The organism is Marivivens donghaensis (genome assembly GCF_030410045.1).
In the GTDB taxonomy this organism is placed as follows: Bacteria; Pseudomonadota; Alphaproteobacteria; order Rhodobacterales; family Rhodobacteraceae; genus Marivivens; species Marivivens donghaensis.
This window is the reverse complement of sequence record NZ_JAUFRA010000005.1, coordinates 160,806-174,018: the sequence shown is the minus strand read 5'-3', so window position 1 is coordinate 174,018 and position 13,213 is coordinate 160,806. Positions and strand designations below refer to the sequence as shown.

Below are 13,213 nucleotides of genomic sequence, written 5' to 3'. Positions count from 1 at the left end.
CCATGGTCGGCTCAAGTGAAGGGGATATAGGCCGGACGGGGGCAGGACAAGTGCGCGTGATGGGATGGGTGAGGGCAAACCTCGCGTTACAGCGTGGACATTCCGTGAACTGGGTGCCCGTCGGTCTGGGCATGGGCGTCGCAGGATATTTCGCGGGGGTGGCTGAGCCGAGCGTGGTTCACTGGGCGATGGTTTGCGGCGGGATCGTTCTGTCGGTGCTTTGCGCTGTGGTCTGGCGGTCGATGCGCGTTGTGTGGATAGGTATTGCGCTGATTTTGTTTGGCTTTCTGATCGCAGGCGTTCGGGCGAATGCGGTCGCAGCCCCGCAATTGGGATTTCGCTACTACGGCCCGATAGAGGGGCGTATCGTGCAAATCGACCGATCCCAGTCCGATGCGGTGCGTCTGACGCTCGATCATTTGGTGTTGGAGAACCTCGCGCCAGATCGAACGCCCGCCCGTGTCAGGGTGTCGCTGCATGGTCAACAGGGGTGGATAGATCCCGTGCCGGGTCTGGTTGTGATCTTCACAGGGCACCTTTCGCCGCCCTCTGGTCCGGTCGAGCCGGGGGGATTCGATTTCCGCCTCTCAGCATGGTTCGATCAGTTGGGGGCGGTCGGTTACACGCGGACGCCCGTTTTGGCGCTGGATGACGACCCGCGCGGGCCGGGTATTGATGTGCTGCGCATGAGGGTTGGCGACCATATCCGAACGCGGCTCGAAGGCGATAGCGGTGCTTTTGCGGCGGCGATCCTCACGGGCGATCGGTCGTCCATTGATGCAGAGGTCGTCGAAGGTCTGAGGGCCACAAATCTCGCGCATTTGTTGGCGATTTCAGGGCTGCACATGGGGCTGCTGACGGGTGTTGTCTTTGCCGCGATCCGCATGGGGGCGGCTCTGTTCCCTTTTGTGGCCTTGCGTCTGCCCGTGAAGAAAATTGCAGCCATCGCCGCGCTCTGCGTTGGGGCATTCTATTTGCTGCTGTCAGGTCGGGCGGTCGCGACAGAACGGGCGTTCATCATGATCGCGGTGATGTTCGTGGCGGTGCTCCTCGACCGTCGGGCCGTGACGCTGCGGGCGGTGGCCTTTGCCGCGACCATCGTGATCGTTACCCGACCAGAGGAAATCGCAGGCCCCGGTTTCTAGATGTCCTTTGCCGCAACCACCGCATTGGTCGCAGTGTTCGGAGCCTTGCGCGGACGCGGGTATTTGCTGCCAAGGGCCTTGCGCGGTGTCGGTGCGGTGTTCCTGTCGTCCTTGGTCGCGGGGCTGGCGACGGCGCCGTTCTCAGCCGCGCAATTTAACCAATTTTCTCACTATGGGTTGATCGCGAACCTGATGGCGGTGCCCGTGATGGGGATCGTCGTTATGCCTGCGGTGGTGCTGACCGTCGTCCTAACGCCGCTCGGGTTCGACTGGATCGGGTTGTGGCTGATGGAGCAGGGGATCGGCTGGATCCTATGGGTGTCCGCAACCGTCGCGGGCTGGCCTGATGCGGTTGGGTTTGTGGTCAGCCCGCCGCCCGTTGTTTTACCCTTATTGGCGTTTGGTGCGATTTTCGTGGTGCTTTGGCAGGGACGCTGGCGATGGTTTGGCGGCGTGCCAGTGTTGGTCAGTTTGGCACTGTGGTCGTGGGGCGAACGACCTGCCTTGATGATCTCGGACACGGGCGGGTTGCTGGGCGTGATGACCGATAACGGGCGGAGCCTTTCGCGCGGGACAGGCGATGGTTTCGCGGCGGAGGCATGGTTGCGCGGCGATGGGGATGGGGCGACCCAACAGGGGGCGGCGGTGCGTGGTGGGTTCGAGGTGATTGGGCGGACTTATCGAACCGAGGCCGCTGGGTGGGAGGTGTTATTGGTGCGAGGCCAAACCGCGCTCGACCAGTTAGAGGGCTGCGATGGTGCCGATATTGTTGTGACGAACCAACGTGATCAGGTGGAGCGACCTTGTGAGGTGTTTGATCTAGAGAGGCTCCAGCACGTCGGGTCCGCGGCGATTATGCCTGATGGGCAACTCAAAACCGCCCGACAGGTGACTGGCGAGCGGCTTTGGAATTTTGGTAATGGGCGTCAATAAGTGCGGATCAATCCGACGAGACGGCCCTGAACCTTAACCTGATGGTCGTGCAGGATGCGGGTTTCATAGGCTGGGTTCGCAGCCTCTAGCGCGATCATCCCGTTCTGACGGCGGAATTTTTTCAGCGTCGCTTCGGCGTCTTCGACCAGAGCGACCACGATGTCACCGTTCGATGCGGTCTGGGTTTCGCGGATGATCACGATGTCACCGTCATTGATGCCCGCGTCGATCATCGAGTCGCCCTTAACCTCGAGCGCGTAATGTTCGCCTTGGCCAATCATGCTCTGCGGGACAGCGACGTTGTGGGAAATCTCTTGGATCGCGGCAATCGGCACACCAGCGGCGATGCGACCCATGACAGGCAGTTCGAGAGCGCCCACGCTTTCCACCGATTTCGCGGCAGGCGGGATGCTGTCGGGACGGTCGCCATCAATCACGCGTGGTTGGAACCCGCCCGATTTTTTCGCCAGCGCATCAGGCAGGCGGGTGATTTCCAGCGCACGGGCACGGTGGGCGAGGCGGGTGATATACCCGCGTTCCTCTAGCCCTGTGATCAGGCGGTGAATGCCCGATTTCGACCGAAGACCAAGTTCCTCTTTCATCTCGTCAAAAGACGGTGGAACGCCCTCTTTCTGAACGCGAGCGTGAATGAATTCGAGTAGTTGGAGCTGTTTCTTTGTCAGCATGGCTCGTCCCCAATGGCAGCGAATGTTCGCATAGGTTTCGCCATTGTTCTACATGTGTTCTCATTTTGTGTCAACGGGAACCTGTCAGAGGGCGATGACCTCGACCATTTCGCCTGCCTTGCGGGGCGGATCATTGGGCGGACGCACGATCAGGCAATTGGATTGCACGAGGATCGACAAAAGAGAGCTGTCTTGGGACCTCGCCGCCGTGACTGCGCCGTTTTTCAGCGTGCCGCGTTCGTAGTGTTCGCGCGGCCCGTTTTTGCCGATGTCGGCGGCAAGTCGGGCAGGGGTTGTCTCTGGTAGAACATCGGACAGGCCCTGTAATTTTCGGACCAAGGGGATCAGGAACATGATCCCGCAGACGATGGCAGAGACGGGATTTCCAGGTAGGCCGAGGTAAGGGCGGCCCTGAAAATCGCCTGCGATCAGTGGTTTACCGGGGCGCATGGCAATTTTGTAGAAGGATCGGTTGAGGCCCAACTCGCCGCCGATCTTACCCACCAGATCATAATCGCCAACCGATGCGCCGCCGATTGTCACGGCCACATCGTATTGGAATAGATCGGTCATCGCTGCACGCAATCCGTCCTCGGTGTCGGGCGCGATGGGGAGGATGATGCCCTCACCGCCTGCATCTTCGACCATCGCCTTGAGCGCATAGACGTTCGACGCGATGATCTGGTCGTCGGTCGGGGTCTGCCCCGGCATCACCAATTCGTCCCCCGTGGCAAGGAACGCCACACGTGGTTTGCGCGACACTGTCACCGTCGGCACGTTCATCGCCGCCAAAAGCGCGAGGTCCGCGGATTTCAAACGGCGCGGAGCGGAGAGGGTGAAATCGGCCGCGAAATCGACGCCGAGCGGACGGATATTCGGCCCATCGCCAAGGTTCGGCTGGATCGTGATCTTGTCACCGTCGCGGAGGATGTCCTCTTGGATCACGACATGGTCCGCGCCCTCTGGCACAGGGGCGCCTGTGAAAATCCGAACGGCCTGACCCGCCTCTAATGTCTGGTTCCAGCCATGTCCCGCAGCGGATTCACCCACAACGGTAAAGCTCGCGCCGATCCGAACCTCTGCGTCCCGAACGGCATAGCCATCCATCGCCGCTGACCGAAACGGAGGCTGCGCCCGCGTCGTCGCCGCAGGCACCACCATTACCCGCCCGTTTGCATCCGCCAAAGCCACCTCTTCGGTCGCCATCGGCGTTGCGAGAGCCAGACAAAGCGATTGTGCCTCAGCGACAGAGATCATGCCTCATAACGCCCTGATTTGCCGCCGTCTTTTAGGGTGACTTTGATGCCGCCTATGACCATGTCTTTTTGCACGGCTTTGACCATGTCGTGGACGGTGAGGGCGGCGGTGGAGACGGCGGTGAGGGCTTCCATTTCGACGCCTGTTTGGCCAGTGGTTTTGACCGTTGCGGAAATGCGGATGCCGGGGAGGTCAGCGTCGGGGGTGAGGTCGACGGCGACTTTGGTGATCGGCAGCGGGTGGCAGAGGGGGATCAGGTCGGAGGTCTTTTTCGCGCCCATGATCCCAGCAAGGCGGGCGATGCCCAGAACGTCACCCTTTTCGGCGCGTCCCTCAACCACGAGGGCGAGGGTTTCGGCGGACATGGTGATGAACCCTTCGGCGACGGCGATACGGGATGTCACGGCTTTGTCCGAGACATCGACCATATGCGCCTTGCCGCTGTCATCGAAATGGGTGAGTCCAGACATCACATGCCCCCCGAACGGAGCGGATTGGCGAGGAGGGTGCGGGTGGCATCTTCGACGTTGTCCTGACGCATCAGGCTTTCGCCAATGAGGAAGGTCCGCGCCCCATAACGCGCCATATCGGCGAGGTCGGCAGGGGTGAAGAGGCCGCTTTCGCAGACGATAGTGCGATCCTCGGGCACCATGCGCGCAAGGTTGCGGGTGGTGTCGAGGGTGGTCTCAAAGGTTTTGAGGTTGCGGTTGTTGATCCCCATGAGCGGCGATTTCAAACGGCTTGCGCGTTCGAGTTCTTCGGCATCGTGCACTTCGAGGAGGACATCCATGCCCCAGTGGAACGCGGCATCCTCTAGCTCTGCGGCCTGAGTGTCAGAGACAGAGGCGAGGATGATCAGGATACAGTCGGCGCCCAAAGCGCGGGCTTCGGCCACCTGATAGGTGTCATACATAAAGTCCTTGCGGAGCGCGGGAAGGCTGGTCGCCTCACGCGCGGCGACGAGGTATTCGTCGGCACCTTGGAATGAGGGGCCGTCGGTCAGGACGGACAGACAGGTCGCGCCGCCAGCCTCGTAGGCTTGGGCCAATGCGGGCGGGTTGAAATCGGCGCGGATAAGACCCTTGGACGGGCTGGCTTTTTTCACTTCCGCAATCAGGCCATAGCCCGTGCGGGTCGCCTCGAGCAGGCGGTCAGCAAAGCCACGGGTGGGCGATGCGTTGCGAGCGCGTTCCTCGATCACAGAGAGCGGGGTCGCCTGTTTGCAGGCCTCGATATGTTCGAGCTTGTAGGCCTTGATTTTATCTAGGACGTGCATGGATCAGGCCTCTTGGGTAACTTTGGACAGCATTTTGATCGCGGCCATAGCGCGGCCAGATGCAATGCTTTCTTTTGCGATTTCAACGCCTTCGGTGAGGGAGTTCGCGCGATCTGCGACGACCAGTGCAGCGGCTGCGTTCAACAGAACCGCGTCACGGTAGGCACCGTCAGCGCCCTCCATCAGAGCCAAGAGCGCCTTGGCGTTTTCTTCGGGCGTGCCGCCGAGGATGTCGGCGAGTTTGTGAACGGGCAGGCCTGCGTCCTCTGGGTGAATCTCGCGCCCAGTGACCTCATCGTTTTCAAGCACGGCAACGGAGGTCGCGCCAGTGATCGAAATTTCGTCCATGCCGTCGTGACCGTGGACCAGCCAAGCTTTTTCCGAACCGAGCTCTTGGAGCGTTTCGGCCATTGGGAAAATCAGGTCGGGGGCAAAGGCACCAGTGAGCTGGCGTTTCACGCCCGCAGGGTTGGTCAGCGGGCCAAGGATGTTAAAGATCGTTTTGCAGCCAAGCTCCTGACGGACGGGCATCACGTGCTTCATCGCGGGGTGGTGCATCGGGGCCATCATAAAGGCAATGTTGGCCTCTTGCAGGCCGCGTTCGACGATCTCCGAGCCGACCATGACGTTGATGCCAAGCTGCCCCAGCGCATCCGCAGCGCCCGATTTGGACGAGACATTACGGTTGCCGTGTTTCGCCACGGGCTGACCAGCACCAGCCACAACAAACGCAGTCGCGGTCGAGATGTTCAGCGTACCGAGGCCATCGCCGCCTGTGCCAACGATATCCATCGCGCCTTCGGGGGCTTTGACGGGGATGCATTTCGACCGCATCGACGCCGCCGCTGCCGCGTATTCCGCAACTGATTCACCGCGTGCCCGCATTGCCATCAACAGACCCGCAATCTGGGCAGGGGTGGCATCTCCGTTAAAGAGGATGTCGAACGCCTGACGCGCTTGGGATTTAGACAGCGGACCTTCGGAGGCTGCGTAGATCAGCGGCTTCATTGCGTCGCTCATGCGGTCACCTTCATCTTTGCGATATCGAGGAAGTTCTGAAGCAGTTTGTGCCCATGCTCAGACGCGATGCTTTCAGGGTGGAATTGCACGCCTTGGATCGGCAGTTCACGGTGTTGCAGACCCATGATGGTGCCGTCCTCGAGCCACGAAGTGACCTCTAGGCAATCGGGCAGGGTTTCGCGTTCCACAACGAGCGAATGATAGCGCGTCGCCTCGAACGGGTTCGGAAGGTCCGCGAAAACGCCCTTATTATTATGGTGCATCGTGCCCATTTTGCCGTGTACGATTTCATGGCAACGCACGACCTTGCCGCCAAACGCCTCGCCAATGGTTTGGTGGCCGAGGCAGACGCCCATCAGCGGTGTCTTTGTCTCTGCCGCCGCGGTTGTCAGTGCAAGGCAGATCCCGGCCTGAGCAGGATCGCAGGGGCCAGGGGACAGTAGGATCGCTTCGGGGTTCATGCCCATCGCGTCCTGAACGGTGAGGGCGTCATTGCGTTTGACGACAACATCCGCGCCCAATTCGCCCAAGTAATGGACTAGGTTGTAGGTGAAGCTGTCGTAGTTATCGATCAAGAGCAACATGGTAAGCCCAACAAGCATTTAGGGGTTTTGCCGACCGTAAAGGTGGCGGTATAGTCGGCGCATACATGATCCTGTATGAGAGGGACCGTCAAGGTCCGCAGGGGAATTTACCGGACTGGGGCGTCACGGGGGCAGATAGGTGTTACGAGGATTACTTTCAGGCGTTGGTGTAGGCGCATTGGTTGCAGGTGCAGGGCTATCGGTGGTGTCACTGTTGGCCCCATTGCCCGTACCATCGACGCCTCCTGTCGGGGTGGAAACTCAGTCCGCGCAGATTGAGCCTGTCGCGGTCGAGGTGGAAAGCCCGACCTTGGCTGTAGATGCGGCGACGGGTATCCAGATCGAAGCGCCTGATATGTCACCCGGTGTCGCGATGGAGATCACCGAACCTACGCCGCCGATTGCGGATACGACACCTGCGGATCGTCCTGATCCAATTGAAATTGCAGGCGATATGGCTGAGCCAGAGGCGGAGCAATCCGCAGGCGTTGAGGCCACAACCGATGCGCCTGTTCTGCAGTCGCCGATGGTCGCGCAGCCTGAAATGCCATCAGGTGAGGCCGATATCGTGGTCAGCACCCAGCCCGCAATTGAGGTGATTGTGGTGCCTGAGGAAGAGCCAGCGCCTGTTGAGGACGCGCCCGTTGTGACGGATATAGCGCCAGAGATGGTGGTGCCCGAGGTGGTTGAGCCTGAGGTTGTTGAACCTGAGCCAGAACCCACACCTGAACCGGAGGAGCCGAACGTCAACGCGGCTCCTGTGCCCGGTCTCTCGGATGAACCGGCGAGCGTGATGCCGTCGAGCGATAGCGCCGTTGTGATCCGTCGCCCCACATCCGAAACTGAGGCGCCCGTGGTCGAGGCCAGCACCAACGCGCTCCTCGATTATGCTGCCTATTTCACCAACCCAGACGATCTGCCGCTGATGTCGTTTGTAGTGATTGATGACGGGGCTTTGCCGAACGGGCCATTGCTCCTTTCTGCGGTGCCGTTCCCCGTGACGGTCGCGATTGCTGTCTCTGACCCTGATGCGGCATCGAAATCGGCGGCTTACCGCGCGGCGGGTTATGAGGTTGCGGCGATCCTGACCTTGCCTGCCAACGCCACCGCCCCTGATGCGGCCCAAGTGATGGAAGCCACCTTTGCCACCATGCCAGAGGCCGCGATGGTTCTCGATATGGGGGACGCAGGCCTGCAATCGAACCGTCAAGCGACCGAGGCCGTGATGGCCCGCCTTGCGGCCGATGGGCGTGGGTTCATCACGGCGGCGAGTGGCCTGAACGCGGCGATCCGTGCGGCTGAGGGGGCAGATGTGCCTGTTGCTACGGTCGAACGTGACCTTGATAGCAACGATCAAACTGCCGCCGTCATCCGCCGCTTTATCGACCGTTCCGCGTTTCAGGCGCGGCAAACCAGCGGCGTTGTGCTGATCTCGCGTCTGCGGGCGGAAACGCTCAGCGCGCTGACGCTCTGGTCGACGGCGAATAGGGCGGGGCAGGTCGCTTTGGCCCCTGTTTCGGCGATTTTAAAGGACTAACGGGCGGGCCTTCGGGCTATCTCCCAGACGAAACCCACTACAAACGGAACCACAATGACACGTATCGTCCTCTCTAGCGACCACGCCGCAATCGAGCTGCGTCAGGCCATCGCCGCCCACATCACCGCCAAAGGCTATGAGGCCGTCGACATCGGCCCGACCGAGAACGTGAGCACTCATTACCCCGTCCATGGCAAAGCCGCGGCAGAGCGTGTGGCTTCGGGCGATTGCGATCTGGGCATTATCCTCTGCGGCACGGGCCAAGGCATCATGATGGCCGCGAACAAGGTCAAAGGCATCCGTTGCGGCGTCTGCTCTGACCAGTTTTCGGCTGCGATGATCCGTCAGCACAACAACGCCAACATCCTCTCGATCGGTGCCCGCGTTGTGGGCGAAGGTCTTGCTCTGGCCATCGTTGACGCCTTCCTCGACGCCGAATTCGAAGGCGGCCGCCACGCCACCCGCGTGGACATGATCGAAGAGTAAAAGAGTAAAGCGCAGGGGGCTGAGGGTTTCCTGCGCGGTTCCTTGACGCAGACTTCGTATTAAATATGTTCTGCTTTTAGTTGTATATTCTGGGATATGTTTGATGTTCTCGTTTCTAGGTAATACTGAAGTTCTGGCTATTATTGGTGCAATTTCGGGGGTTTTGGGAACACTTTTAGGTTGCGGTAATTTCTACCTTAGATTCAGTCAGCAACGTAAAGATAGAGCCAAGCTGAGGTGTCGTTTAGTATTTCAAGAACCGAAAAATTCGGGAATTGCGTTACGTGTTGTCAACGTGGAAATTAGGTCGATAGGTTGTCGACCCATTAACCTTGACTACTTAGAACTTTGTCATTCGAAAGAAGGCTTGATTGGAAACGTCCAAGCAAGATGGCATTGGCTCAGGGGTGAGTGGAAAACTAATTATCCAATTAGCCCTGAAAAGAAAAGGTTAACTGAAAACAGTAAAACTGTTTGCATTATCTCAAGTGAACGGGTCGACTTATCTACTGTTAAGAGGATTTTTGTTGTCGATGAAGTTGGCAATAGATGGAAAGTTGCAACTTCAAATGTCAGTGGTCTACTTTCAAAGGATCAGAAAACAAAAATTAATTCGCTTTCTTATTCGGGTCGGCACTTAGAATACGATGTGGATGCCTACAGCTTAGGGAAGTGCTTTTTCATTAATATTCGATGGAAGCATGATGGTGTTCCCAAATCTACAAAGTCGAAACTGTTAAAGTTTAGAAGTGCAAAAGATTTGGATCAGAAATTTAGAGAGCTGGAAACGTCCATTTTGCCTCGTTATTTGAACGGCGAAGGAATGAACGGGTTATAAGAAACCCCGCTTGCGCGGGGTTCTTTATTCTCAGTTGTTACCCGATCCCGTGAACCGCGTTGCGTCCTCGGCGGCTTTGCGGATGGCGTTCGATTTGTGGACGGTTTCCATGTATTCGGCGTGGGGGTCGCTGTCGTAGACGACGCCGCCGCCGGCTTGGATGTAGAGTTTCTCGTCCTTAAGGACCGCAGTCCGTAGGGCGATGCACATGTCCATGTCGCCGTTCGCGCTGAAGTAGCCACAGCCGCCGCCATAGACGCCGCGCTTTTCGGGTTCCAGCTCGTCGATGATCTCCATTGCGCGGACCTTGGGCGCGCCAGAGACGGTGCCCGCAGGCATCCCCGCAAAGAAGGCAGAGAGCGCGTCTTGGTCCTCGGCCAGTTCACCGACCACGTTTGATACGATGTGCATCACGTGGCTGTAGCGTTCAATGATGAACTGTTCGGTCGGGCGGACGGTGCCGATTTTGGACACCTTGCCCGTGTCATTGCGGCCAAGGTCGAGGAGCATGAGATGCTCTGCCAGTTCCTTTTTGTCGGCCAAGAGGTCGAGTTCGTTCGCCTTATCCTCTTCGGGCGTGGCGCCACGGGGGCGGGTGCCTGCGATGGGGCGAATGGTGACCTCATTGCCGAACACACGAACGAGGATTTCTGGCGAGGCGCCGATGACCTGAAACCCGCCGAAGTTAAAGAAGAACATGAACGGCGAGGGGTTCGTGCGGCGCAGAGAACGGTAGAGCGCAAAGGGCGGCTCGCGGAACTCTTGTGTCCAGCGTTGGGCTGGCACGACCTGAAAGATGTCGCCCGCGCGGATGTAGTCTTTGGCCTTTTCGACGGCAGCCATGTAGCCGTCTTTGGTAAAGTTCGACGTGGCAGGTGCGGCCTCATGCGCGGTGCGGAATTCGCGGCTGTCGACGGGGACAGGGCGATCCAAGGCGCGTTGGGCTTCTTTGACGCGTTCGGCGGCTTGGGCAAAGGCAGCCTTGGCCGAGAGGCCAGAGTTCGCCCATGCGGGTGCCACGAGGATTACGTCGCCCTTGACCCCGTCGAGGACAGCCACGACCGAGGGGCGCAGCATCATCGCGTCGGGCAGGCCGATTGGATCAGGATTCACGTCGGGCAGGTGTTCGACCAAACGGATCATATCGTAGCCGAGGTAGCCAAAGAGGCCAGCCGCAGCACCCGGCAGATCGTCAGGCAGATCAATCTTCGATTCCGCGATCAGGTTGCGGAGCGATGTGAGCGGATCGGCCTCTTCTTCGACAAAGGCGTCGTCGTCGTAGCGGGCCGCGCGGTTGACGCGGGCCGTGGTGCCGTCACAGCGCCAGATCAGATCAGGGTTCATGCCAACGATAGAGTAGCGACCACGGACTTCGCCGCCGGTCACACTTTCCAGCATGAAGGCATCTTTGCCCGCGCCCGAGAGTTTGAGCATGAGGGACACAGGCGTATCGAGGTCAGCGGCCAGACGGGTGTAGACGATCTGGTTTTCACCAGTGTCATAGCCACGTTGGAAGCTCTCGAAATCTGGGCTGAGGGCCATAGTGCGGTTCCCTTATTGGATCTGAGCGTGGACCGCGTTCACGGCCTCGCGCACAACATTGATGTCGGTCTCACCGCGCAGGGTGTTGAGCGTGATCTGCATAGCGTCCTGAGCCACACCGTTCGACAGCTGCGCCGCGAAACGATCACGGAGCGCGATCACATCAGGGTCTTCAAGGTTCGGTGCGTTCACGGCATCGACACGGGCCAGCACCGCACCGCCGTCGTAGGGCAGGGCAAAGCCTTTGCCAGCTTCGGTTTCGAATACGCGCGCCATGAAACCTTCGGGAGTGTAGTCGAGGAAGGTCTGACGGGTCACGTCAACGTCGATGGTTGGTGCGAGGCCAAATTCACCGAACTGCGAACCGTTGGAGAGGGCGGTTGCCATCTCTTCGGCTTTGGCGAGGATCGCGGCCTGGGTGGTGTCGCGTGTCCAGCCAGCGGTCACTTCGTCGATAACATCCTCAAGCGGCTGCAACGCAGGCTCTTGGATCGTTTCGACGCGCAGCGCAAAGATGCCACCGTCAGACATTTCGATCAGTTCAGGATAGGCACCGATCTGCGCCACAGCAGCGGCCTGACGAAACTCAGGGTAAGCAGCCATGCCGTCGGTCGAGGCGACAGTCCAGTCAAGCGAACCAAGCTCCATCTGGGTTTGGTCAGCGAGGTCTTCCACGCGGGCACCGCCAGCGATGAGGTCAGCCATTTGTTCGGCGACATCGCCAATCACACGGCGGGCACGGTCACGGCCCAGTTCAGCGCGGAGTTCGTCAGCAGCGACTTCAAAGGGGATCGATTCCGCCTCAAGCACGGCGTTGATGCGGAACAGCGAGGGTCCGATCAGCGAGGGCAGTGGGCCAACAACGTCGCCCGAGGCAGCCGCGAAAACAGCAGCGCCCGCTTCGGCCAGTTGCACCTGATCCACATCACCGAGGTCAACGTCATCAAGCGTCAGGCCACGGTCCTCAACGAGTTGGTCAAAGTCGGTTTCGCCAGCAGTGATCGCGTCCATGGCGGCTTGGGCAGAGGCCTCATCCGCAAAGCCGAGACGTTCGACCAAGCGACGCTCTGGGCTGTTATAGTCAGCGGTGCGTTGCGCATAGAGATCACGAAGCGATGTTTCGTCCACCTCAATCGTCGGCAGCAGCATGTCGGGTGTCAGGGCCGCATAGACGATGGATTTGGTTTCCAGCGTGGTGAAATCGGCAGGGTGACCTTCGTGGTAAGCAGCAAGGTCTTCGTCGGTCGGGGCTGGGATTGCATCGGTCAGAGCGGCGTCAGTGACCTGAACCCAAGTGATGTCACGGCGTTCTGCGGCATAGTTCACGATCGCATCGATGTAGCCAGCGGGAACGGTGTAGCCAGCGGTGAGGCTAATCTGCAGCGCGGTCGCGGCCATTTCATCGCGGAGCGCCTGTTCATAGTCGCTTTCGCGGGTGCCCATGCGGGACAGAACATCGCGGTACGCATCACGGTCGAAGGTGCCAGAGAAGCCTTGGAAATTCGGGTTCGATGTCACGCGGTCACGCACGCGTTGGTCGCCAACGGAGACGCCCATAAGCGAGGCTTCGTTTTCGAACAGGCGCATGTTGATCATGTCGTTCAGCACCTGTTGGTCGATGCCGAGCGATTGTGCTTGAGTGAAGCTCAGCGGTTGACCGACCTGACCTGAGAAGGTGTCGATCCCGCGGCGCAGTTCGAGTGCGTATTGGTTCAGGGTGATTTCTTTGTCACCGACTGTTGCGAGGGTGTTTGTCCGACCCGACAGGTTCGTCGTGCCAAAGCCCACAAGGCTGAAGAACAAAAGGCCCAAGATGACCCAGACGCCCAATTTTGTCTTCTTTTCGCGTGCCATCTGCGGCCCCCCTGAAACTGATCTCTTCACCCTGTCAAACAAGGCCTGCAATGAA

At 59.4% G+C, this 13,213-nt stretch carries 11 protein-coding genes and 1 pseudogene; 4 read left to right on the top strand and 8 right to left on the bottom strand.

Translation table 11 applies throughout. The features are described 5' to 3' along the window. Positions 1-2 precede the first annotated feature (2 nt). Positions 3-2,078 (top strand): annotated as a pseudogene (locus tag QWY83_RS06420) (ComEC/Rec2 family competence protein). Here QWY83_RS06420 and lexA read toward each other — a convergent pair. The 6 genes from lexA to QWY83_RS06390 all read right to left on the bottom strand — a co-directional run bounded on the left by lexA (position 2,072) and on the right by QWY83_RS06390 (position 6,901). Then, positions 2,072-2,764, bottom strand: a complete 693-nt coding sequence (lexA, locus tag QWY83_RS06415; RefSeq protein WP_105234901.1) for a transcriptional repressor LexA — start codon at positions 2,762-2,764, stop codon at positions 2,072-2,074. The pseudogene QWY83_RS06420 and the gene lexA overlap by 7 nt on opposite strands. 84 nt (positions 2,765-2,848) lie before the next feature. Beyond that, positions 2,849-4,021 carry a molybdopterin molybdotransferase MoeA gene (locus QWY83_RS06410; RefSeq protein WP_249945599.1) on the bottom strand — a complete coding sequence of 391 codons (1,173 nt, stop codon included), beginning with the start codon at positions 4,019-4,021 and terminating at the stop codon, positions 2,849-2,851. Continuing rightward, positions 4,018-4,491: a cyclic pyranopterin monophosphate synthase MoaC gene (moaC, locus tag QWY83_RS06405; RefSeq protein WP_105234903.1), complete on the bottom strand. Its 474-nt coding sequence runs from the start codon at positions 4,489-4,491 to the stop codon at positions 4,018-4,020. Before moaC ends, QWY83_RS06410 begins: the two co-directional genes overlap by 4 nt. Continuing rightward, the gene (gene trpC, locus QWY83_RS06400; protein ID WP_249945600.1) at positions 4,491-5,297 is read right to left on the bottom strand and encodes an indole-3-glycerol phosphate synthase TrpC; all 807 of its coding nucleotides are present in this window, start codon (positions 5,295-5,297) and stop codon (positions 4,491-4,493) included. Before trpC ends, moaC begins: the two co-directional genes overlap by 1 nt. Positions 5,298-5,300: 3 nt before the next feature. Further along, positions 5,301-6,317, bottom strand: coding sequence for an anthranilate phosphoribosyltransferase (trpD, locus tag QWY83_RS06395; protein ID WP_249945601.1), 1,017 nt, complete (start codon positions 6,315-6,317; stop codon positions 5,301-5,303). Continuing rightward, complete coding sequence (locus QWY83_RS06390) at positions 6,314-6,901, bottom strand: aminodeoxychorismate/anthranilate synthase component II (protein WP_105234906.1); 588 nt, start codon at positions 6,899-6,901, stop codon at positions 6,314-6,316. The genes trpD and QWY83_RS06390 overlap by 4 nt, the downstream gene beginning before the upstream one ends. Positions 6,902-7,040: 139 nt before the next feature. Here QWY83_RS06390 and QWY83_RS06385 point away from each other — a divergent pair, with 139 nt between their 5' ends. The 3 genes from QWY83_RS06385 (at position 7,041) to QWY83_RS06375 (ending at position 9,762) form a co-directional block, all read left to right on the top strand. Next, entirely contained in the window at positions 7,041-8,438 is a 1,398-nt protein-coding gene (locus QWY83_RS06385; protein WP_249945602.1) for a divergent polysaccharide deacetylase family protein, read from the top strand. A gap of 54 nt (positions 8,439-8,492) precedes the next feature. Further along, on the top strand, positions 8,493-8,924 hold the full coding sequence (gene rpiB, locus QWY83_RS06380; protein WP_074038990.1) for a ribose 5-phosphate isomerase B: 432 nt from the start codon (positions 8,493-8,495) through the stop codon (positions 8,922-8,924). A 103-nt stretch (positions 8,925-9,027) separates the two neighbouring features. Beyond that, positions 9,028-9,762 (top strand): hypothetical protein, encoded by a 735-nt coding sequence (locus QWY83_RS06375; protein ID WP_249945603.1) that lies wholly within the window; start codon positions 9,028-9,030, stop codon positions 9,760-9,762. A 30-nt stretch (positions 9,763-9,792) separates the two neighbouring features. Here the strand turns inward: QWY83_RS06375 and trpE are convergent, their stop codons facing one another. After that, the gene (trpE, locus tag QWY83_RS06370; protein ID WP_249945604.1) at positions 9,793-11,304 is read right to left on the bottom strand and encodes an anthranilate synthase component I; all 1,512 of its coding nucleotides are present in this window, start codon (positions 11,302-11,304) and stop codon (positions 9,793-9,795) included. 12 nt (positions 11,305-11,316) lie between these two features. After that, positions 11,317-13,158, bottom strand: coding sequence for a peptidylprolyl isomerase (locus QWY83_RS06365; RefSeq protein ID WP_249945605.1), 1,842 nt, complete (start codon positions 13,156-13,158; stop codon positions 11,317-11,319). Positions 13,159-13,213 lie beyond the last annotated feature (55 nt).

What these genes read in the sequence shown, in the direction of transcription:
- moaC (WP_105234903.1), bottom strand. Translation starts at nt 4,491, where the DNA reads ATGTCTGGACTCACCCATTTCGATGACAGCGGCAAGGCGCATATGGTC.
- QWY83_RS06410 (WP_249945599.1), bottom strand. Translation starts at nt 4,021, where the DNA reads ATGATCTCTGTCGCTGAGGCACAATCGCTTTGTCTGGCTCTCGCAACG.
- lexA (WP_105234901.1), bottom strand. Translation starts at nt 2,764, where the DNA reads ATGCTGACAAAGAAACAGCTCCAACTACTCGAATTCATTCACGCTCGC.
- rpiB (WP_074038990.1), top strand. Translation starts at nt 8,493, where the DNA reads ATGACACGTATCGTCCTCTCTAGCGACCACGCCGCAATCGAGCTGCGT.
- trpD (WP_249945601.1), bottom strand. Translation starts at nt 6,317, where the DNA reads ATGAGCGACGCAATGAAGCCGCTGATCTACGCAGCCTCCGAAGGTCCG.
- QWY83_RS06375 (WP_249945603.1), top strand. Translation starts at nt 9,028, where the DNA reads ATGTTCTCGTTTCTAGGTAATACTGAAGTTCTGGCTATTATTGGTGCA.
- trpE (WP_249945604.1), bottom strand. Translation starts at nt 11,304, where the DNA reads ATGGCCCTCAGCCCAGATTTCGAGAGCTTCCAACGTGGCTATGACACT.
- trpC (WP_249945600.1), bottom strand. Translation starts at nt 5,297, where the DNA reads ATGCACGTCCTAGATAAAATCAAGGCCTACAAGCTCGAACATATCGAG.
- QWY83_RS06390 (WP_105234906.1), bottom strand. Translation starts at nt 6,901, where the DNA reads ATGTTGCTCTTGATCGATAACTACGACAGCTTCACCTACAACCTAGTC.
- QWY83_RS06365 (WP_249945605.1), bottom strand. Translation starts at nt 13,158, where the DNA reads ATGGCACGCGAAAAGAAGACAAAATTGGGCGTCTGGGTCATCTTGGGC.